Annotated in this window: 14 protein-coding genes and 1 pseudogene; 3 read left to right on the top strand and 12 right to left on the bottom strand. The window is 61.6% G+C overall.

The features are described 5' to 3' along the window. Nucleotides 1-161 precede the first annotated feature (161 nt). The 3 genes from tssM (X744_RS158725) to tagH all read right to left on the bottom strand — a co-directional run bounded on the left by tssM (X744_RS158725) (nt 162) and on the right by tagH (nt 6,600). Nucleotides 162-3,728 carry a type VI secretion system membrane subunit TssM gene (gene tssM, locus X744_RS158725; RefSeq protein WP_023758867.1) on the bottom strand — a complete coding sequence of 1,189 codons (3,567 nt, stop codon included), beginning with the start codon at nt 3,726-3,728 and terminating at the stop codon, nt 162-164. Between the two features lie 19 nt (nt 3,729-3,747). Then, entirely contained in the window at nt 3,748-5,253 is a 1,506-nt protein-coding gene (gene tssL, locus X744_RS158730) for a type VI secretion system protein TssL, long form (RefSeq protein ID WP_023758866.1), read from the bottom strand. Between the two features lie 303 nt (nt 5,254-5,556). Beyond that, complete coding sequence (gene tagH / locus X744_RS158735) at nt 5,557-6,600, bottom strand: type VI secretion system-associated FHA domain protein TagH (protein WP_023758865.1); 1,044 nt, start codon at nt 6,598-6,600, stop codon at nt 5,557-5,559. Nucleotides 6,601-6,851: 251 nt separating this feature from the next. Between tagH and tssI the strand changes: the two genes are divergently transcribed. Genes tssI through X744_RS158750 form a run of 3 tightly spaced genes read left to right on the top strand, consistent with a single transcriptional unit; the run spans nt 6,852 to nt 9,950 of the window. Then, complete coding sequence (gene tssI / locus X744_RS158740) at nt 6,852-9,179, top strand: type VI secretion system tip protein VgrG (protein ID WP_023758864.1); 2,328 nt, start codon at nt 6,852-6,854, stop codon at nt 9,177-9,179. Between the two features lie 10 nt (nt 9,180-9,189). Then, complete coding sequence (locus X744_RS158745) at nt 9,190-9,615, top strand: DUF6484 domain-containing protein (RefSeq protein WP_023758863.1); 426 nt, start codon at nt 9,190-9,192, stop codon at nt 9,613-9,615. Further along, nucleotides 9,615-9,950, top strand: coding sequence for a hypothetical protein (locus X744_RS158750; RefSeq protein WP_023758862.1), 336 nt, complete (start codon nt 9,615-9,617; stop codon nt 9,948-9,950). The genes X744_RS158745 and X744_RS158750 overlap by 1 nt, the downstream gene beginning before the upstream one ends. 58 nt (nt 9,951-10,008) lie before the next feature. On the opposite strand, the gene X744_RS158755 is transcribed toward X744_RS158750, so the two are convergent. The 9 genes and pseudogenes from X744_RS158755 to tssJ form a co-directional block, all read right to left on the bottom strand. Next, the gene (locus tag X744_RS158755) at nt 10,009-10,851 is read right to left on the bottom strand and encodes a hypothetical protein (RefSeq protein WP_031260108.1); all 843 of its coding nucleotides are present in this window, start codon (nt 10,849-10,851) and stop codon (nt 10,009-10,011) included. 12 nt (nt 10,852-10,863) lie between these two features. Next, nucleotides 10,864-11,826, bottom strand: coding sequence for a DUF4150 domain-containing protein (locus tag X744_RS1000000175075; protein WP_023758860.1), 963 nt, complete (start codon nt 11,824-11,826; stop codon nt 10,864-10,866). Beyond that, nucleotides 11,826-12,848 carry a 3-oxoacyl-ACP synthase gene (locus tag X744_RS158760; protein ID WP_023758859.1) on the bottom strand — a complete coding sequence of 341 codons (1,023 nt, stop codon included), beginning with the start codon at nt 12,846-12,848 and terminating at the stop codon, nt 11,826-11,828. The genes X744_RS1000000175075 and X744_RS158760 overlap by 1 nt, the downstream gene beginning before the upstream one ends. Further along, nucleotides 12,845-13,948 carry a DUF2169 domain-containing protein gene (locus X744_RS158765; RefSeq protein ID WP_023758858.1) on the bottom strand — a complete coding sequence of 368 codons (1,104 nt, stop codon included), beginning with the start codon at nt 13,946-13,948 and terminating at the stop codon, nt 12,845-12,847. Before X744_RS158765 ends, X744_RS158760 begins: the two co-directional genes overlap by 4 nt. Further along, nucleotides 13,948-14,475, bottom strand: a complete 528-nt coding sequence (gene tagF / locus X744_RS158770; protein ID WP_023758857.1) for a type VI secretion system-associated protein TagF — start codon at nt 14,473-14,475, stop codon at nt 13,948-13,950. The genes X744_RS158765 and tagF overlap by 1 nt, the downstream gene beginning before the upstream one ends. Then, a pseudogene (gene tssM, locus X744_RS01000000169580) lies at nt 14,472-18,006 on the bottom strand (type VI secretion system membrane subunit TssM). Before tssM (X744_RS01000000169580) ends, tagF begins: the two are co-directional and overlap by 4 nt. 1 nt (nt 18,007) lies before the next feature. Next, nucleotides 18,008-19,330 (bottom strand): type IVB secretion system protein IcmH/DotU, encoded by a 1,323-nt coding sequence (gene icmH / locus X744_RS158775; protein ID WP_023758854.1) that lies wholly within the window; start codon nt 19,328-19,330, stop codon nt 18,008-18,010. A gap of 4 nt (nt 19,331-19,334) precedes the next feature. Beyond that, nucleotides 19,335-20,669, bottom strand: a complete 1,335-nt coding sequence (tssK, locus tag X744_RS158780) for a type VI secretion system baseplate subunit TssK (protein WP_023758853.1) — start codon at nt 20,667-20,669, stop codon at nt 19,335-19,337. Between the two features lie 39 nt (nt 20,670-20,708). Beyond that, nucleotides 20,709-21,161 (bottom strand): type VI secretion system lipoprotein TssJ, encoded by a 453-nt coding sequence (tssJ, locus tag X744_RS158785; RefSeq protein ID WP_023758852.1) that lies wholly within the window; start codon nt 21,159-21,161, stop codon nt 20,709-20,711.

Below are 21,161 nucleotides of genomic sequence, written 5' to 3'. Positions count from 1 at the left end.
CCAAGCGCTTTTCAAGCGTCCTTCTGCGGCGCACCTTTGGACGCTCGCTCGCGCCACTTTGCCACAGGCTCGAACATTAAAGTATCGAAAACTAAGGAAAACCAAGGTTTGACCGTATGTGGTCTGCGGATCGGCACCATGCTCAGCAGATCATCCCCATCTCAAAACGCCTTGGGACAGCTGAACCCGGAAAGCGCGGGGAGGAACAAGGGGTTGGAGCCTGAGCCTGTCTGGAGCGTATAAGAAACGTCGCGTCCGCCGATCACGAAGCGCGCTTGCATGCTGCTGTCGTCGCCGGTGACGGCAGCCTTGTCCAGAAGCCGTTTCAGGGCCCACGGCCCTTCGAACTTGATCGCGGATTCGCGGCCTGGCATTTCCGGTGTCAGGCTTAGGCTGGCGTACGCGGAAGCCGTACCGCCCGGCCAGGTGACCGCACTTGGCGCGTTGCCGGTCTGGTTGCTCTGGACGATCTGGCCGTCGGCATCGAGTATCGCCGTATCGGCATCGCCGTTCAGTGAGAATGGTGTGAAAGTGATGCTGACCGAAGGCACCGAACCGCCCGATGGGAAGAAGGCGCTGCGGATTTCCGCGGCCAGTTGGAAGTCTTTCAGGGTCGATTTCGACAGGTCGCGTCCAAAGCGCGCATCCTGTTTCCAGCTCCAGTCCTGGCCGGTCATGTCGATCAGCGATGCGAGATTTTGTGCGAAGAACCGGTCCAGCAAGCCGCCCGGGGCGAACAATTTCGCGAAATCCGCCATCGCAACATCCTCGGTGGCGTCGCCGGCGAAGGGATAACGGCCGTTGATCGCGGCTTCACAGGGGGCCGTCACCGTCTGGTCGAGTATCTGGTTCAAGTTGGTCACCGAGGTTTCGGCGACATTTTCTTCGAACTCATCCGCCGTCGCGTTGACCATCCGGCCGAGTTGCTTGGGCAGGCGTGAGACATTGGCGCGAAGCGTGGCTATCTGTAGCTGCAGGTTCGAACTGACGCGCTCCGTCTGCGAAGGAACTTCGGCCGCCAGTTGCAGGCTCTGATAGATATCGCTGAAGTTGTGGGTCAGGGCATCAATTGGGCGGTGTCCGGCAGGGCCGTTCACAAGGGCCTGGAATGGTCTGAATTGCGCTTCGATGTTTGCACCTGGATTGACGTTCCGTGCGTCGGCGGCCCCCGTGCCGGCGCGGCTTTGCGATTTGCCGTTGGCGATTTGTAGGCCGATGCGGGCCAGGCCCTTGGCCAGATCCGCGGCGTTGCGCGGCGGGTTCTGAGTCGTGCCTGCTTCGATCTCGGTGCCGGGACCGTTGCCGTCACCTGGGTCCCGCGTTAGAGCTGTTTCGTTGGCGATCGCCGCAAAGAGCTGGTTCATCGGTGAGCTTGGGGAGGCAGCGGCTGAAAGGGCGATGTAGTGCGGCTTGTCCGTCAGCATCGCCTTGAATTTCAACTGGTCGAGAACGCCGTTCCACGCGGCCGCGAACTCCTTCCCGTAGCGATCGAGAAGTTCGGGGCCGAGCTTGAGCAGTTGCTGGTTGATGTCGCCTTGTTCGCCGCCGCCGCCGAGAACCCACTGCTCGTCGACAAGCATCTGCGCAATGCGCGAAAGTTGCCGAAGATAGAAGGTGTTGAAGCCGGAATGGGTGTAAATTCCGGGAACACGAAGCCCTGACAGATCGCTGCCATCGATGCGCTCGAACAGCAGCTGCGCTTCCGGCCCACCTTTCTGGGATACGGAAAAATCGTCCAGCGCGGCCGCGTATGTCGCCGACTTGATCAAAGCCGAAGCTCGATCGGCAAGGCTCATACGCCCGAGAGAACGTTGAGCGGCTTCAACAAGCGGCCGGTTGAGTTCGAAGACGGGATCGTAAGCGTCGTCCAATGCCAGCATGGCGCGCAGGTGCTTTTCGAGCTGATCGCGTCCTTCGCGATTGTTTTCGCCTGGATAGCGGTTCTGCTCCCAATCCTGCTTCATCCAGGAAACGATCAAGGCGTCATCGACCTTCGGTGCCTTGCCGCCAAGCATCAGATAGATTTTCAACGGTTCGTAGAGCGCGACGGGATCGGCCATCTTGGCCTGGATCGTCCGCTCGGCCTGGATCAGCAGGCGCGATCGGAACATTCGTTCCAGCCCCTGCCGATAGGCCGTTTTGGACGCCGAAAGAAGTCTCTCACGCTGACTGAGGCCGAACGTCTCTTCGATCGGTGTCGGCAGGTCACCGTTTTCGAACCCGGCCGGCAGATCGCGCAACTGGTCGAGCGGGCCGATGACGTTTTCAAGGTCGACATCGGTAACCGTGGCCGTCTTGAGCAATGGGGCCGCCGTCTCGCGATACTGGCCCATGGCAAGAGTTGTGGAGGCTATCAGCGATCGGTTGGCCGCAAAGCTCAGGGCGAGCGTACCCAGTGCGGCGGCAGCGATCAGCGTTATTGCGCCGAGGCCGCCAAGTCTGGCGATCGCCGCACGCCTTGCGGCCGATTTGTCATACGAAACCCATCCGGATTCGGCAAAAATGACGTCCGTCAGCAGATCATGCAAAAAGAAGCTCTTGCCAGTTCCGGAAAAGTGCGGACGGGAATTGCCGTCGAAATTGCGGCCGATCGCGCCCAGCACCTGATCGATAGGCGTTCCCTCTTGCGTGCCTGACGAAAAATACAGTCCACGCAGGCTGACGTTCACCTGGCTTCGGGTCGGATCGAACAGGCTAGCGACAAAACTGGTAATTCGACTCCTCAGCGCGCCGAACTGTGCCGGAAAGCCGAAGATGGAGATGCGAGTGACCGGATCAGCCTCTTCCTGGAGGCGGTCGGCCATCTCGTCTACCAATCGTTTTGCCAGCGCATCGAATTCGGCAGGGGCCCCGGCGGCCATGTTCCTGTCGCGCTCCGCGGTCTGGAATGTCGCGCCCCATACCTTGCGCCTGCGTGGCTCGTCGAAACCGCCGAAGTAATCCATGAATCCGGAGACAAGATCGGCCTTGGTGAAAAGCAGATAAACTGGAAACTGGATTTTCAGCGTCTCGTGGATTTCCCTCAGCCGGCTGCGTATCTCGGTGAGGTGGGCATCAAGCTGCTGATCGTCGAAGCTCATCAGATCGGCAAGGCTGATGGCCAGGATGACGCCGTTTATCGGTTGCCTGGCGCGGTATTTCTTGAGCAGCGACAGGAAGGCGAGCCAGCTCTTCTTGTCGCTCTCGGCATTGGAATCCTGCGTCGTGTAGCGTCCTGCGGTGTCGATCAGCACGGCCTGGTCGGTGAACCACCAGTCGCAGGCACGTGTTCCGCCAATGCCAGCCACCGGTTGGGCGTCTCCCGAACCGGCAAGCGGAAAATTCAGACCCGAATTGACCAGTGCCGTTGTCTTGCCGGCACCCGGCGGGCCTATGACCACGTACCAGGGGATCTCGTAGAGGAAGTTGCGCTTGCCGCTCGACCGTTTGAGCGTCGCCACGGCCTCATTCATGCGGGCTTCGAGCACCCGCGCATCATTATCATCACGGTCGTCATTGTGCGCAATGACGGTTTCGAGCGCTTTTTGCGCCTTCCTCGCCTGCCAGAAACGCAGCCCGCAAAAAAGCGCCAGCGTCGCCACGATCACACCAATGATCGTCGCGCGTAGCCAGGCAGGTCCGAGCGGCCGGCTATCGGCGAACCGGATCAAGGGGCCGGCAAACCACACCGCCGCCGCGAAGCCGCCCAGCGCGGTCACGCTGAATATCCGCAGCAGCCAACGCGTCATGGGTGCTTCCAACGGGCCGTCACAATGTTTCCTCCCTGGGGATCATCACATCGACACGGCGGTTCTTGGCGCGGCCTTCCGGCGTCGCATTGTCGGCGACCGGTTCGTCCTCGCCCTTGCCATCGACCGTCAGTCGCGAGGGATCGCTGAATTTCGCTGCCATCAACGCTTCCACGGCCTTCGCCCGGGCGACGGAAAGGTCGAAGTTGGATTTGAAGGCGCTCGACTTTCGCGGTTTGACATTATCCGTGTGGCCGACGATCCGGATTGGTCCAGGCTCGTGATCCAGAGCCGCGGCGATGTCGGTGGCAATGGGCTGGAATTCCGGCTTCGTCTCTGCCCTGCCGGACTGAAACAGCAGCAGATTGTTGATTTCCACCACGATGAAGTCGCCTTTCGTGCCGATGGTCAGCCCGCCGCCTTCGACGTCCTTGGCCAGCGCCGCACGAATACGGTCGATCTGCCCGGTGGCCGTGGGTGGGGTGAGTTTCGCCGGCTCGGCCAATGGCGCCACGCTGGCGCGCTCGATGGCAATCGGCGTCGATGGATTGAGTGCCAGCAATTCACCGGCGGCGGCGTCGCCTTCATTGCTGATAAAGACCCGCAATGCGAAGAACGCCGCTGTCAGCAGCGCCGATCCCGCTGCCGCGACGACCCAGAGCGGCAGGCGGGCCGATGACTGTACCATCGTCGCTGCCAGGCCCTGCCAGTGCGGCGAGATGTCTTCACCCGCATGCGCCCTGAAGTAGCGAAGCGTCTCGTAGACGTCGCGTCGAACGCGCTCGAGATTGTTGTCTTCGCGCTTCACGCCTCGATACTGGCCCTCGAAACCCAGCGACAGGCAGGCATGCATCAGTTCGAGCAGATCGCAGTGCGTCTCGGGATTGGCCAGTATCTTGTTCAGTGCTTCGTAGAAACCTGTGCCGGTGCGCTCGGTGTGAAAGAACTGCCCCAGCATGCTGTGTTGCGCCCAGTCGTCACTCCTGGGCCAGGGCAGGTTGCCGATGAGATCGTCGACGGTTTCGCAGAGGGCGAATTTTGCAATCCGCGCATCCTCTTCGGCAACGCCTGACTTCTCCACTGTCCGGTCGAATTTTTCAATCGCCTCGGTGACATGTTCCGCCAGTGGCTCCGCCTGTCTTTCGACCGGCATGAGCCTGAGCTGCCCGAGCAGCATCAGCAAAGGTGCCGCCGCGGCGAGAATAGGGTTTGCCGCGGTGTATTTGACGATGTCGGCGGCGCCGAGCAGCATCGCCTGCTCGATGGCTGGCTTTGGCGCGGCGGCGGAAGAGCTGGTGCCTGCCGCAGCACCCAAGGCTGGAGCCTGATAGATTATGGTTCCGGATGCCCAGCCCGGCGGCCGCACGACACCAGGATCGAACACGGTTGAATCTTTGGCCCCAGAGGGTTGGTCTGCGCCCGCGACGGGTTGCTCAGGAGCTGGCGGCGATTTCTGCGTGCGCCGCGGATTTGCGCGAATGACGGTCTTGCCCGCCAGGCCGAAGGGGTCGTCCTTCGAGCTCATCGCCGATCGTCCGTGCTGGCTGGGGACCTACGATTGGGCGAGACAGGCGCAAGACGGTTTCTGGTCAGGTAAAGGAAAGGCTGCCCCGGCCGGCCGTGGCAGTGTCCGGAGGAGGATTGGCTAGAAAACGCTATTCCGCCGTAGCATGACATTTGCCGCAGACCCCCAGGTCAATGAGTCTTACCCGCTAGGCGAACTGTCGTATCCGATCGTAATCTCAGAAATTGTCGATTGGAACCGGGTCCCGGGCGTCGGAGAGACTTTTCTTCGCCGACTGCCGCGCCGTGCGTTTCCTGGGATCGCCTATTTTTGCTTGTCGGCTTTGGCGTAGGCCTCGCTGAAATACGCCAGGAAGATGTCCAGCATGCCGTTTTCATGTGCCTCTTCCATGGTCCGCCACGTCGCCACATAGGCGTCCCAGGCCTGGCTCTTCTTCGATGTAAACGAAGTAGGCGGGAGTTTCCTGCCGATTGACTCGGGGGACAGATCGTCAAGCAGCCGGGAGAGCGCAGCTTGCATGGCGGCATAAGTAGCGAATTCGTGCGTCTTGAGATCGCGGAATGCATCTTCGATACTGCGCCTGGCATCAAGATAGCCGGCCCTGCGTCGGGCAAACATGATTTCGAGGATATCGTCGGTCCCTGGAACGAACTTCAGCGGATTATTGTCCGCGGCGCTGATCATCGTTCGTTGTGTACTCTTGGCCAGCATTTTCGCGGCCGCCCGCGCCTTCAGCAGCAAACTAAGTTCCTCGACCACGGCCCGCAGGACCGCGCCGATTTCGGCTGCAACTTCATGCCGGTCGCGCAATTGAAGCAATTCCGGCGAAATGCCGGCTCCGATCGCAATCTCCCTCAACACCTCGTCTCTGGTTGAGGGCAGGGGTGGGGAGTGCACGGCTGGAACGCGCCGCCCGGACCGTTGCTGCGCGGAATCGAAGAAAGGCCCCTCGCCGAGTTCCAGCGGCCGGCCTGTCGCGAGCGGCATGTCTCGCTGCGTCTGACCGTGGCTGGGGTTGCCTGCGGTGGCGCGCTCCTCGTCGATCGACACTAAGACGATATAGCGGCCGATCAGCATCCGGTCGCCATCGCCCAGCCGATGCGGGCTGGTCATGCGCTGGGTCGATCCATTGATGAAGGTGCCGTTGCGCGAGATATCGTGCAGCCAGAACGCGCCGGCCTCGTAGCGAACCTCGCAGTGCCGACCCGAGATGAACTTGTCGGGGTCCGGCAAGGTCCAGTCACAACCATCGCGTCCGATTTCGAAGCCGCGATCGCGCGCCGCGTAATTGGTCGAGGTGCCAGCGGGCAAGGCATCGACGTTGTTGATTTGCAGACTGACGTACATCCAGGATCGCCCTCGATCAATACTCCACCATTCTAGCAGCTTGCAGGTAAAACAGGACAGCGGCGTTTCAAGCCCCTGAATCGATGGGTAAGATCTTGTCGCCGCCTCTCTTTGGCCGGCGGGGAAACATGTGGTAGGCTCACCACGGCCTGGCTTGGCGGATTTAAAAAGTTCCTGAACGTGATGCTGTTAATATAGCGGGAACTTCAAATCCATCACGTTGGCGGCCGCGTCCAGGAGGGGCACGACCCATGCCGAATGAACGTGCCACGGTGGTGCAGACACCGGTTGGCTCCGAGCTGTTGACGTTCACGCATCTTGTCGGGCGCGATGAGATCAGCCGTTGTTTTGCCTATACGGTCGGGTTCGTCAGCACGGACACCGATATCGATCCGCTGAAGATGCTAGGTGGCCCGCTATCGATCGAAGGTGAATCCGATCCGAAACGTTGGTTCAGCGGCATCGTGTCCGAGTTCCGGCTCACCCGGCTCGAGGACCATTTGGCATATTATGAAGCGGTCGTCAGGCCGTGGCTCTGGTTTCTCGGCAACACCACCGATTGCCGTATTTTCCAGAACAAGAGCGTCATCGACATCGTCAAGGACGTCTTCAAGAGATACAGCACGGCGGAATTCGACCTGCGCCTGCAGGGGTCCTACCCTCCGCGCGAATATTGCGTGCAGTACGACGAGACCGATCTGGATTTCGTCCAGCGGCTGCTCGAGCATGAAGGCATCCTGTATTTCTTCGAGCATGACGAGGGCAAGCACACGCTTGTCCTGGCCGATGCAATGAGCAAGCTGAGGCCTGCGCCGGGCTACGAGAAAGTGCTCTATAACCTTGAAGGTCAGGGTTCCCGGCGTGATGTCGAATACATCACCGAATGGATTCCGGGCAGTTCGGTGCGCCCAGGCGCCTATGCCCACACCGACTATGATTTCACGAAGCCCGGCGCCGACCTGATGGCCAAGTCGGCCCAGCCGTTCAGTCACAAACTGGCCGCCGGAGAGAATTACCGCCAGCCCGGCGCGCATCTCGAAACGGGCCGGGGAGACAGCCTGGCCGCGATCCGGCGCGAGGAAATCCAGGCCGTCCATCAGCGCATCGCCGCTGTCGGCACTGTGCGCGGCCTCTATTCTGGCTGCACGTTCAAGCTGGACAGCTTTCCACGCGAAGACCAGAACCAGGAATATCTGGTGGTCAGCGCCGAATACAGGCTGTTCGACCCGGGCTACAGAGCCCATGCCGACGTCGACAGCGAGAACTTCAAAGTGATCCTCGGCGTGGCGCCGACCGCCTTGCCCTATCGTCCGCCGCGGATCACGCCACGGCCGATCATGCGAGGCCCCCAGACGGCGACGGTGGTCGGCCCATCCGGCGAGGAAATATTCACCGACAAATACGCGCGTGTGAAGGTGCAATTTCATTGGGACCGTCTGGGCAAGAAGGATCAGAACAGTTCCTGCTTCGTGCGGGTCTCGCAGACCTGGGCCGGCAGTGGCTGGGGGTTCATTCAGATACCGCGCATCGGTCAGGAGGTGATCGTCGACTTCATCGAAGGTGACCCGGACCTGCCGATCATCACCGGCCGAGTCTACAACGCCTCGCAGATGCCGCCCTACGGCCTGCCGGGCAGCGCCACCCAATCGGGCTGGAAGTCGGACTCCTCCAAAGGCGGTGGCGGCTACAACGAGCTGATGTTCGAGGACAAGGCCGGCTCCGAACTGGTCAACTTCCAGGCGCAGAAGGACCATCACCTTCTGATCAAGCATGACCGCGCCAAGCTGGTCCAGCACGACCAGTCCGACCGCATCGACCACGATGCCAAGCATTCCGTCGGCCACAACCTCGACGAGGACGTCGGCAACAACAAGACGGTCAGGGTCGGCGTCGACCAGACGACGAACATCGGCTCGAACGACACCGAGACGGTGGGCAAGGACCGTTCGCTGACGGTCATGGCCAACGAGATCATCCATGTCGTGTCGAACTCGACGGAGAACATCGACGCCAATCACTCTCAGACGGTGGGGATTGTCCAAACCGTTACGGTGGGCGCCGCTCGCATCGACAAAGTGGGCGCCGCCGAGACCCGCAGCGTCGGCGGCGTTCAGACCAACAGCATCGGCGCGACCCGTTCTGTCAGCGTGGTGCTGGGACAGACCCACGACATCGGGGCGAGTGACAGCTGGACCGTCAAGTCGGACCAGACGGTGAAGGTCGGCGGCGATCAGAACTTCAATGTGGCCGGGGCCCACATAACGGAGGTCGGCAAGGGGCGCAGCTCCAAGGTCGCCGAGGACGACGTCACCAACGTCAACGGTTCGCGGGCGCTCAACATCGCCAAGGGTAGCCTTGTCGATGTCAAAGAAGGCAGCGAAATCAAGGTGGGCAAGACGCTGATAATCGAGGCCGGCGATTCCATCGCTATCAAATGCGGCTCCGCCGCGATCTCGATGAAAAGCGACGGCACCATCTCGATCGAAGGCAAGGACATATCGGTGGTCGGGTCGGGCAAGATCAACATCAAGGCTTCGGGCAATGTTTCCATCAAGGGGACCGAGATTGAGCACAATTGAGGATGGTTCGATGGCCAGAACCAAAGAGCGAATCGAAGGTGTCGTGATCGGCGTCTTCCTCGGTTTCGGACAGGAGGCGCCGCTCGTTGTCTTTCCCGGAAATCCGAATGAAACCGCGATGCCGGCGCGCAGCCTGGCCGAACTCACCTCCGACATGATAGGCGTTGAGGTGGCGCTCCTGTTTCAAGATGGCGACCCGAATCGGCCACTCATCGTCGGGCGCATCGTCGAGCCGCAGCGCAAGGCCTCTGCGCCGCAAGTCCTCCGTGACGGCGAACGGGTGCGGATCGTTGGTGACGAGCGCGTTGAACTGCGGTGCGGCAAGGCAAGCATCATCATGGAGAAGGATGGCCACATTACTATTCGAGGCACCTACCTTACCAGCCACGCCAGCGGTGCCAACCGTATTCGCGGCGGTTCGGTAAATCTGAATTGATGCCGGCGCCGATCCTGCGCGAAATCGTGCGCCAGCATGCGGAAATGGCGGCATTCCTGTGGACGGTTTATGATTACAATCTGCTTCATCCCGGCGAAAACAAGGATATGGACGAGGAGCGCATGGCGCGCTTGGTCGAGCGGCTGGAGGCGCATCTGGACGGGTTGCGCGTAGCCGGGAACGCAGGCCGGCAGATTGCGCAGGAGCTCTATGATGAATACCCCGATCCGGGCGAATTGTTCGTAATCAGGATGCTGTCGGTTTCGGAGATGCCCAAGGTCGCCGACCTCGATCTGGACAAGGTAAGGGCGTATCTGGCCGCGAAGCCAGTTTAGCACATCCATGCCAGCGGAGCACCGTCGGTATTCGGCTTTCAGGAAAATTCCGGCATCGTCAGGTGTAATCCGGACCAAACCAGTCCGTACCGTCAAATCGGATAGCGGAATTGCCACCTGCGAGCGCCATGTACTTCTTGTTTGCCGAAAGGTTGTAGACTGGAAAACTGTCTTTAACGTTCGAGACTGTTAGACCGTCGAACGTGAACACGCCTTGCCCGCCACCGGCAATGTAAATGGTCTTTCGGAAAAAGGCCATTTCGTAGAAGTCTCGGCCGGATTGCGAGACGTCCGACCATTCCAGACCGGAGCCGCGGAAAAGCGCGCCGTCACTTCCGGAGACTAAAACGTCGGTCGACGACAGAGCCAGCAGCCCGACGAGTATCGCGTTGGTCGGCAAAGGAACCTGGGTCCATTCTCGGCCGTCGTAGTGCCAGAACAACGCTCCTTCGCCGGCGACGTAGAGATCATTCGAGCTCACCCCTCCGAAGCATTGGATTGTATCGCCGAGCGGGCGGCTAATTGCGGACCATTGCGCGCCATCCCAGTGGTAGACGACGCCATCTGAGCCGCCCACATAGACCGAATCGTCACCAAATCCCCAGACAGTCGTCAACGGATCCGGCGAAACCTGGCTCTCGGTCCAATCCGACCCTGATCCTGCATGGACCTTTCCATCGTCGTCCGGCACAAAGATGCGCCCGGACTTCGAGCGCCAGATGCTGGTAAACCAGCAAGGCTTTTCCAGGATCGATGCGGTTGGAACATCGTCCCTTGATACGTCGGGTTCCTCTACGACATAGGAATAGAAGCTCTCGCCATCGTAGTAGACGACAGCCGTGAATATGGTGCCGTTTTCCGCTGGGACCGCGCCAGTTACCGTCACGGTATAATCTGCCACACTCTGTCTCCTTTAACGCCTGCGGGTCGCAGTTCTAGTCAGCGATTGTTTGAATTGGCCGGTGGCCGGAGTGCGGACCGGGGTACTGTCCTTCTTGCCCGCCGGGGCTTCCATCATTTCCTTGAAATGTATATCGCACACCATTCTCAGGCATTTGATGGCGGGATGCTCCTTGCCGTTTGGGCCGTCGGGAATCTTCTTGGCCTTCTTCATCGCCTCCATATTGGCCTCTCGCACCTCTTCGTAACTCGGATTGGTGCCTTTATCTCGCTGTGCCTTGGCCCATGCACCTTGAGCTAATGTCTTTCGTCCGTGCTCCGTCTTGGGACTCGTTCCGTCCTGTAGACAAACGCACGGAGCATCGTTCATCGCATAGCTGGACGTTGTGCTGATCGCCTCGCCGCCACGCGAATTCTGGAAACAGGCATTCTGCAGGATATGGTCGGATTGCTGGCTTGAGCTGCACTCCTTAGAGGCGTCGCCGTAGCGGTGGACCTTCATCCCAAGTTTGGCGAGGATCGTGGTGCAGGATACTCTGCCCACCTTCAGTTTGCCGATCTTAGGCCAAGGGGGCGCATTGCCCGTCGGCGAGGCGTGGTTATTCGTCGACAGGTCGCTGAAGCGGCTGACTGGCTCGCCATCAGCTTTGACGTCGCCCGACCAGGCGACTGCATATTCCTTGCCGGTGTTAACTGATGTGATGACGCCCTTCTTGGCGGCGGCGCCGGCTTCGGTTCCACTGGTTTTGGTGTAGTAGGATTTGTTCTTCTGGGTGATCGTCTCGCCGCCGATCTTGACCGTCCCTGTGCCGCTTTCGGTGTCGGAATCGAGCCCGAACGACGGGTAGGGCACCGGGATGCCAGGCGGCGTGGCGGGATTTTCCGGCGGCGTCATGCACACGTCCGGAAACGCCGCAATCACCTTGTTGGACTGCGCCTTGCAAGCGATCTCGAGCGTGTTCGCATAGACGGTCATCAGGCGACCCTCGTCGCAAGCACCGCCGCACCGCATGCGCCGGCATCATTGGACGCCTCGACCAACACCGGATTTCCGGCTGCATAACCCTTACGCGCAGCGGTCCACGCCATACCGATCATCAGGGGCACGACAGCCGCCCCGACATTGCCAAGCGATTCGGCCGGCGACCACAAATCCTGAAACTCATGGCGGCCGCGTAGAAGCCGCAAGCTCGCTAGCGCGGTTTGCTTGAACCAGAACTGTTCGCCGATGAGGTCGGAGATGCGATAACCGAGCTTGTTCATCTCCATGCCGGTTTCTTGGAAGGCCGTGTTATAGGCGTTGGTCATGCCGTCGCCTCGGAGTGGGAGGTCGTCGGCATTGTAAATCGAAGCCAGTTCCCGCGACAGGCCGAGCCCGAAGAGGCGAAAGCCGCCGCGCTCCGCTGGCTTGCAAAGAATGGAAGCTGCGGCTTCTCCTGGAATGAAACCGTTGGGATTATCGGCCGTCAGCAGGCGCTCTTCGCTCAGATAATGTGCCGTCGATGCAGCGGTGAGGTAGCTGTCGACGCCGGCTATCATGACATATGCGGTCTCGCCGGCCGCGATCATCTTGCGTGCCCGATCGAGCGCTACGTGCCCAGACGGCCGCCCGTGCGCCACGATTCGGGTGCTGGTCTGTGGCTCGACTTCGACAATCTCGGCTATGCGCCGCAGCAGCGTGGCGTTGTCGCGCAAGGGTCGGCCGGGGCGAGCCTCTTCCGGAAGGCAAAGGATGAGAGCTGTTTGGCCACGCGCCTGCGGAACCGTCTCGAAAGCTTCGCAGATGGCGGCCGCGACCAGGTGAGCTAGTCGCTTTTCGCCGATCCAGTTGCGCGGCAAGGGTATCGGCGCCCCTTTCAGCCAATCGCCGTTCCCCGCCGTGAAACGCGTTTCCTGAAAGCCGTCCAGACGCGCGCGCATCGCCGCGCAGGAGGAGGGGGCATCGAGACCTACGGCCGTCACCATGCCCACAGCTGTGATGTCGATTGCCGCGCTCATGCGTCCTCGACCTCTTCTTCCGGCGCCGTCCCGTTGGCGCGGATGTACTCGCGTCCGGCAGCGCGCGATCTGAGCATGGGTTCGGTCGGCGGCCCGACCCAGCATTCGTTGAAATCGAGGATAGTGCGCACAATCCGTTGCGATACCCGCCAGACCAGCGAGAAGCGCCGGTTCTCCGGATCGAGCAGCACCGTATCTGGCAGAAGTTCGCCCTCGAATACTTTTTCCCGACCTTTGAACAGCGTCAGCGGCAACGCCGTGCTCGGCATCCGGAAGCTTTCCTTGCCTGCTGGCGTCAAATTTATGAGCTGTACGTCCTCGCCGCCCCTCGGATAGTCGATCTGCTGGTCGGGCGGTGCCATCTGGAAATAGCGCTCGTCGAAATCCGGCGGCAGGAACGGAAAAATATTGTCGATCCAATTCTGGTCGTAGGTGCCGCCATATTCGATGCGTCCCGGCCAGCCTCGGCCCATCGGGCCAAAGCTCATTGGTTTGTAATCGCCGAATGGCGTGCGGATATCCTCGCCGACAGCTTGCGTATTCGGCAGCCGCAAGCCAGGAATGAGTCGTTGGTTCCTGGTCCGCGACCAGCCGGTTCCGACCGGGTTGTGTCTGTAGCTGGCGGGAAGCTTGTCCTCCGGATCCAGCCTGTCGACGCCACCCCAGGCAACGTCATAGGAGATGGGCAGTTTCAGGAAGGGCTGCGGCGACGTGGCGGTAAAGACCGGGCCGATGGAGCGCCATTCGCGGTCGCCGACGACCTCGAAAAGTTTTGACCAATTGCCAATCTTGATGCCGACCGGCACGCGCTCGGCTGGTCGTGTGCCTGGTGCGTAGGCGCAGCCATTGGCGATCACGTCGCAGCGCGGTTTGCGGAAGGCGAAGTCGGTCTCCCACAGCGTGGCCGAGTAACCAGGCACGCCGGTTTGCGTGTCGGCCATGACCAATGGAACTTGCTCCGCCGATTTCTGCACCATGCCGCCCGGCGTCGACGGAAAATCGAATGTGCCCTTCACCACCACGACGATCCACTCACGGCCGTCCTTGTCCATGCCTATGGTGAATTGGTGCTGATACCCCATCTGGTTCCAGATCTGCATCAGCTGGTCTCCCAACTGGCGGCCAGGATCTGCTCGAGCGTCGCCTGCGGCGATTGCGGGTCGATGTCGAAAATGTCCGAGCGGGCGGTCCACATCACCATGCCGCTGATGATCTCGTCGCAAGCCTCGATGGGCGGCGCCGGCAGTCTAGTGAGGGCGGCATCGAGTTCGTCGGGCGTCAGCTCGCCGTTCTGGGCGGCGATGGCCACCTCCTCGATCCCAGAGAACCACGCCTCGGCTTCGGCGAGCTGAACGGGAGCTTCAACAAGTTGCGCGACGACGCTCAAAGGGAACTTCCTGCCAACCCTGTCGGCGCTCTGCAAGATGATCCCCGCCGATGCGCCGAAAGAAGCCGGGCCAGCCAGGAAGCGCAACGCAGTTGTGCTTGGCCACAATTCCGAGCCAAACAGCGGGACGAGGTGCTGCGCCAGCCAGCGGTCCCAGAGGTGAACAAAGTCTCCGGTCAGGCGTCGCGTCACGAAATCTCCGGTCGCCGGGATTTTGCCGTAAAAGCCAGGCAGGATCATATCTGCGGTGGACATGAGAATTTCTTGAACATTTGCAGGTTGTAGGGGTTTTCGACGCTTGCCGCCTTGAGCTCGAAATCGACCCACATTCCCTTCGTGCCCAGGCGTAGGCTGTAGACATCAGTCAGCGAGGTGCCTGCGAAACGGCCGCTGCGCAGCATCCTCAGCCATGCCCAGCTGCCGGTCTCGTTGAGCATGATTTCGGGCGAACCGTCGATCGGCTGGAAGGCGAGCGAGATAACGCCGGTGCCATCCTTGCCGGGCCACGTCATGGGTTGCGGCCGCGTCGCGTTGTTGTAGTAGACGAGGCTTTGGCCATCGAGGTTAAGCGTGACGCGCGTGAGGTTGGGCGACAGGTCCTTCGGTTCGAGCGTGAAGCTCATCACCGGTCCGGTCCCACCGGGAAACAGATCGTCGCGGATGTGCCTGGCCTGCTCGAACGCCGCCAGCGCCGAAGCATCGAGGCCGAAATCGGCGCGCCATTTCCATGGTTGGCTGGTCATGTCGACATAATTGATCAGGTGATCGTTGATGAAACCGTCGATCAGCCCAGCCGGTCCGAACAGCCTGGCGAAATCCCGCACATTGACGTCCACCGCGCTGTCGGCGCTGAAGGGATAGCGGTCGTTCAGCGCGGCCTGGCAGAAAGGCAGTATGTCCGCCCGCCAGATGGCGTTTAGCTCCGAAGTGACCGCCTTCTGGGTCAAGTTGCTGGTGTCACCGGCAATTCCGCCGAGCCAGCTGTTGATAGGGTCGGGCAGGATCTGCGCTTGCCTGGCGACCGCCCCCGTCAATTCGGCAAGGCCGCCTTGCTTCTTGATGGCGTCCTGCGGATTGGGGTTCGCGGTGACCGTCTGCAGAACATTCGAAAGCGCGGTCAGCGCGACAACGGCGGCATCGAGTGCCGGCGGCTGGCCATCGACTTCGGCAATAGTGCTCTTGAGCGGCTTGAAATGTTCGGCCACCAGATTGCCGGTCAGGTCGACCTCGCTTGCCGACCCGGCGCGGGGAAGCAGTTTCGCACCGCTTGTCGCCAGCTTGCCGAGCTTGCCAAGCTTGCCGAGCAGTTTGGAAGCGCCCTTGGCTGCCGTCTTGTCGTCGGCCGGCGCCTCATCGGAGCGCGTCAACTCGGTCTCCTGAACGACCGCGGTCAGCAGCCGCTTCAGGGCTGAATCGGCACTCGAGAGATCCTTCAGATTTTCACTGGCGACATTGAGATCGGTCAACGGCGCCAGCCTCATGTCGCGCAGGTAGCTGTCCCATTGCGCGATATAGTCGTCGTAATAGAGCTTCAGGATATCCTCCGACAGCGCCGAGACCGAGGTTTCAGAATTTTCCGAGCAGCCGCCGGCGAAAACCGCGCGATCGAGCGCCGCCTGAGCGGCGACATCGTCGATGCGGTCGAGAATGACGTCGTGGAAGCCGGCATNTGAAGGCTCCGGAAATGCCGACGCGAAGTGTCTTGGCGGAACGCCGCGCAAACACTTTGCCGCCATTGGGGCCGGCAAAATTCGCCGGTATCCATTCCTTGAGCTCCGCCACTGCCGGATCCGCCAGCAACTGCTTGTAGGCACGCGCCGGCAATGAAATCGTGCACACCGTTTTCAGCGCTTCGGCAACCAGGGCCTGGTCGGGCGCGACATAGCTCTCGTCGACCGTCATCCGGCGGATGGCGGCAAGCTGATGCTCTTCGGCATCGGCGGTCGGAAATGGTGCCGCGGCCGCGAATTCGGGCAAGCTGTTCACCCACCAGTTCTGGGCGAAATCGGGATCCATCTGCGACAGACCCGTCATCATGCGATAGGTCTTGAGAGCGCCGAGCATGAAATCCGGATCGCGGATCTGCCGCCACATGGTGGCCTCGAGCAGGGCGACCATGCGTGGCTCGAGAACATTTCGCAGGGCATGGTCATACGTGTCGGTCTGTGCCCGCACCATTTCTGCCGAGGCCGATGGCCCCAGAAGGTCCTGGGCGGCGCCGGGCGGGGCTGTTCGGGCATTCGCGACTGCGTCCATCGCATTGAGCGCAGTGTCCATGGCCGGCTGCTCCACCGATGCCGGCGTTGCGGCAGCCGAGGTCAGCGGCATCTGCAGCGCTTCGAACTGGCCTGCCTGGGCAGAGATCGCATTGCGGTTGTCGTAATAGGACCAGGTGAACACCGCACTGGCCAAGAGCCCCGCTGCCGCACATCCAGCCGCCGCACCCCGCCAGATCCAGGCGCGGCGCCGTTGCGCCAGCGGATCGAATGTACCCAGGCCCGCTTCCTTGAAGATGACCTCGGTGAGCGGGTTCTTCAGGAAGAAGCTGCGTTTCTCGACCCTTGACGCGGGCGGGGTCCGGCGTGGCGGAAGGCCGAAGGAAGAAGACAGCGCCGCGGTCAGGCGGTCGATCGGCGCTCCTTCCTGCGTTGCCGATGTCAGATAGAGCCCGCGCAGCCAGGCAGCCTCTTCATACCGGCTTTCACCGAACATCGCCTCGATCAGCACCTGGATCGGTTCGGACAGACTCGCGAGTTGAGCCGGGAACCGGAAAATCTCGGCACGGGCGGCGAGTTTCTCTTCGTCCTCCAGGCGTGGCACAAGCCGCCGCTCGAGTTGCGTCGCCAGCGTCGAAATCTCCCGTTCGACTGTCTTGGCGTCCACGCGCGCATCCAGCGGGAAAGTCGTTCCCCATACCTGCTCGCGCGCGGCGGTGGACAGACCGCCGAAGAACGGTTCGAAACCCTTGATCAGATCGGCCTTGGTCAGCATCAGATAGACTGGAAGGCGGATTTCGAGGCGGTCGTTGAGCTCGGCCAACCGGCGGCGGATCTTGCGGCCGTGTGCCTTGATGGCTTCATCGCCCTCCGAAAGCACGTCGATCGAAAGCGCGACGATCACGCCGTTAAGCGCGCGGCGGCCCCGGTGCTTCTTCAAAAGGTCGAGGAAGCCTAGCCATTCCGCCGCGTCGACGTCGGGCTGGCTCTCCTGCTGGACATAGCGGCCGGCGGTGTCGATCAGAACCGCGTGTTCGGAAAAGAACCAGTCGCAGTTGCGCGTGCCGCCGACCCCCTGCAGGTCGTCGGTGAGGTCGATCGGAAAGTTCAGTCCAGACTGCCGCAACGCCGTGGTCTTGCCGGTGGCCGGCGGCCCGACAATCACATACCAGGGCATTTCGCGCAGAAACTTTCGTCCGCCCAGCTTGCGGCGCTTCAGTTCGGCCATCACCTCGGCGAATTTAGCACCGACGGCCGCGACATTCTCTTCGCCGGGGCTGAGCGGCTTTTCCACAGCTGGCGCGGCAATCTCGGCGACGAACATGCGGTTGGCGCGGATCGCCCGGCGCTGGGCGACGATCAGCCAGATCAGCCAGAAGATGACCAGCAGCGCGATGATGACGATGCGCACGTTATCAGAGGCGAACGGTTCGTAGGGACCGACCCTGACGATCGGACCGAACACCCAGATGACCAGGGAAAGCAGAGTGAGGCCGATCAGCGTCCACAGCCAGCGCGATGTCAGGACCGCCCAGAGGAAGCGCAGGATGAACATCTCACAACCTCTTTTCGACGAGCACCTCGACGCGGCGGTTCAAGGCCCGCCCCTCGCGCGTGCTGTCGGTGGCGACTGGATCGGTTGCCGCGCGGCCCTCGGAATGGACGCGGTCCCGTGGCACTCCGTTCTGGACCAGCATATCGGCAATCGTCTGGGCGCGAGCCTCGGACAGTCGCTGGTTGGTCGACAGCGGATTGGTCTTTTGCAGCGGAACGCTGTCTGTGTGACCGACCACGGTGATGTTTCCGATAAGCTCCTGATTGGCGAGGATCACCTTGGCAAGTGACCCGATCAGCGGTTCGAAGCCTTCGGTCAGTTGTGGCCTCGACGACTGGAACAGTTCGGGGTTGGAGCCCTGGATGATCAGCTTGGCCAGCGAAACGCTCTCGGTGCCGCTGAGGGCGGATCTGAGGTCGGCCGGCGCCCCGGCCTGAAATTCCGGCAAGAGCGCAAAATCCACTTTCTCCGGAGGTGGGGCATCGACCTTGGGCGACGTGCGGCTGATGTCGCCGCGTGCAGGCGGGGGCAAGGCGCGCACAAGTGCGGACAGCTCGACCGCCTGGCTGCTCAGGCCCATCGAGAGCCCGACATGGATTGCCGTGGCGACAACCGCCGCGCCGAGCGCCATGACCCAGATCGGAACAATGAAGTGCTGCGGCTCGTCGGATGCGATCACGCCTTTCCAGTTTGGCGACAGTGGAGCGCCTTCGGCGTCGGCATCGCGCAGGAAGCGTGCCGCCGCCACGCGAACGGCATTGAGCGAGCGGTCGCCTGACCGGCCGGGCACACGGTATTTGCCGCGGAAGCCGAGCGCCATGCAGTCGTACTGCAGTTCCAGCAATTCGCGATCGCGGTTGGGATGGCGCTCAAGTTCGTCGAGACGCGTGAAGAACTGCGTGCCGGCATCGACATCGCCGCGCAGCATGACCACAAGCGGCTGCCGCGGCCAGGCGCTGGCACCGCCCCATGGCGTGTTCAGGGCCAGATCGTCGAGCAAGGCCGCCACCACCCAGGCCGCCTGGTCGGCGCGCTCCATCGAAGATCCCGCCGACATAGCCGTATCGCGCGCCCGAACCAGTTCTTCGAGCAATCGGGTGCGCAAAGCTTCCGGATTGTCCGGCGCGAGCGCGCTTTCAAGCTCGGGAGCGAATTCGAGCAAGGGCGCGAATGCGTTGACGAGTGCGTTCGGATGGGTGCGGGACCGTTTCACCACCGCGCCGGGCAAGAGTGGCGCCATCGGCCGCGGCATCGGCGCGCCGGTCAATCGAATGCGAGTGCGTTCGCGATCCTCCGACAGTCCGAAAGGATCATCGCGGCTCATGATCTCACCTGTTCACCGAGTAACAGTCCACCTGCGGCTCGCTTGGCAACACACCCGAAACGCCGATGACGAAGCCGGGGGCATCGAGCAGCGACGCCCAGTGCTCACTTTTCTGGTCCAGCTCGAGACATAACCGATCGCCATCGTAAGGAATCTCGCGCGGCTGGGAATGGAGTGGTTTCAGCGGAATGCCGGGTAAGCGCGATTTCCACAGGCCCTCGAACTGGTCGGCCGACCCGACGGTCGCCTGATTGACGAATATCTTGCGCAGCGCGTCCTCCGACAGCTCCGAACCAACCCGGATGACGATCCGGCTGGCCACCAGCAGTTTCGGGTTGTCGATGCGGATTTTCCAGACATTGGTCGAGTGCCGCATGACCGGCAGCGCACGCGATTTCGGCTCGATGTAACGCAGGCTGAGGATGAGCGAGCGCAGCGCATCCGCCAGCGCCGAATAGGCGGGGCCTGGCGCCATGTGATCGTAGGCGGGCAATTCGCCCAACCGCCGTGCGCTTGATCCGTATGTCGCCATCGAACCGGCGAGCCCGGCAAGCTCCAGGTAAAGCTCGGCCGGATGGAAGACATCCTGCGCCAGCATGTGGGCCAGCCGCGGACGCGCCGCATTGGCGAGATTGAGCATCAGCAGATCTTCGACGCTGCGCCCAGGCCCACCCATGACCATCTTCCCGTGCGCCTCGGCGATCTGGTCTAGGCCGGTGACAACTTCCAGCAGCAATTGCCGATACCAGGCGACCGCGCCGGTAACCAATGTTGGTGGCAGGAAGGTCTCGTCCAGGGAGACGCCACCGTCAGCTCGAACCCCCTTGAGGTCGGCTATCGGCAAGGCTGTATAGCCACCGACCGACTTGCCGGGCGCCAGCAGCAGCGCTTGCGGACGGGCGATTTCGATTTCTTCAGGATCTGATCCGCCCTGGACGGCGTCACGCACCGAAACGATCCGTCCATGATATCGCGCTCCCGAGGCGGCGGCGTGCGCCGGATCGAAGCCGACACCGCCGGGAGGCTCTAGCGGCAAGGCGATCAGCACCGGTCCGGCGCCCGTGTCCGGGGTGACCGGCAGCGGTCGCGGCGCGTCCATCATGTCTGGAATGGAAAAAGGCGTCCCATCCGGAAAGATGCCCCGTGCGGACAGTATCGAAATCTGGCCGGCCTCCAGCGATGCCTGGTCAAGCGTCAGCTGTTGAAAGCCGAACGTATGCAATTGCCCGGCCTGCAATGCGCCGCGCACCGTCGCCTCGAAAAAGCGATCCTGCTGCTGGAAATGCTGGGTCCGCAGGAAAAGCCCTTCGGACCATAGCACCCTGTTTGCATCGCTCATGCCGCTACTCTCTGCATTGAGCTCCCCTTGCCCTGGCCGCTAGGCGGAAATGCCGCCGCTGCCAAGCGTGACATTGATCGTGAATTTTGACCCAGGCGATACCGACTTGGTTGTCCGCCAGTTCCTGCCGCCAGGCTCGCGGATCAGTGCAACGAAGCCCAGCGCCGTCGCGTCCGGCTCGACAGTGATGGTTTTCGACGCGGATTTTCCCGGCCCGACGGAAATCTGATCGGATCCGATGAGATCGCCTGCCAGCGCCGTGCCGGCATCCCCCTGCAGCGCGAAATAGTCGGCGGAATTGAATTTGCCGGTGCTTTTCAGCCGCATCACGAGAACCGTCACCGGCCGGTCGCCGCCACCTGGCCCCGGGTTCATGCCGGCGCCGCCGGTCATGTTGACAGTGATCACCGATGGTTTTGGCGGACCACTCTGGCAAGCCGCAAGCAGCCCTGTCGCGCCCAAGGCAACGACAAATTCGCGTCGATCGATCAT

The sequence above is a fragment of the Mesorhizobium sp. LNHC252B00 genome (assembly GCF_000502955.1).
Classification (GTDB): Bacteria; Pseudomonadota; Alphaproteobacteria; order Rhizobiales; family Rhizobiaceae; genus Mesorhizobium.
Note: the sequence above shows the minus strand (reverse complement) of the source record. Positions and strands in the feature narration are given on the sequence as shown.

Coding starts and splice junctions, on each gene's coding strand:
- tagH (WP_023758865.1), bottom strand. CDS start 6,600: ATGTACGTCAGTCTGCAAATCAACAACGTCGATGCCTTGCCCGCTGGC.
- X744_RS158750 (WP_023758862.1), top strand. CDS start 9,615: ATGCCGGCGCCGATCCTGCGCGAAATCGTGCGCCAGCATGCGGAAATG.
- X744_RS1000000175075 (WP_023758860.1), bottom strand. CDS start 11,826: ATGACCGTCTATGCGAACACGCTCGAGATCGCTTGCAAGGCGCAGTCC.
- X744_RS158765 (WP_023758858.1), bottom strand. CDS start 13,948: ATGCAGATCTGGAACCAGATGGGGTATCAGCACCAATTCACCATAGGC.
- tagF (WP_023758857.1), bottom strand. CDS start 14,475: ATGATCCTGCCTGGCTTTTACGGCAAAATCCCGGCGACCGGAGATTTC.
- tssM (WP_023758867.1), bottom strand. CDS start 3,728: ATGACGCGTTGGCTGCTGCGGATATTCAGCGTGACCGCGCTGGGCGGC.
- X744_RS158745 (WP_023758863.1), top strand. CDS start 9,190: ATGGCCAGAACCAAAGAGCGAATCGAAGGTGTCGTGATCGGCGTCTTC.
- tssI (WP_023758864.1), top strand. CDS start 6,852: ATGCCGAATGAACGTGCCACGGTGGTGCAGACACCGGTTGGCTCCGAG.
- tssJ (WP_023758852.1), bottom strand. CDS start 21,161: ATGATCGATCGACGCGAATTTGTCGTTGCCTTGGGCGCGACAGGGCTG.
- X744_RS158760 (WP_023758859.1), bottom strand. CDS start 12,848: ATGAGCGCGGCAATCGACATCACAGCTGTGGGCATGGTGACGGCCGTA.
- tssK (WP_023758853.1), bottom strand. CDS start 20,669: ATGAGCGATGCAAACAGGGTGCTATGGTCCGAAGGGCTTTTCCTGCGG.
- tssL (WP_023758866.1), bottom strand. CDS start 5,253: ATGAGCTCGAAGGACGACCCCTTCGGCCTGGCGGGCAAGACCGTCATT.
- icmH (WP_023758854.1), bottom strand. CDS start 19,330: ATGAGCCGCGATGATCCTTTCGGACTGTCGGAGGATCGCGAACGCACT.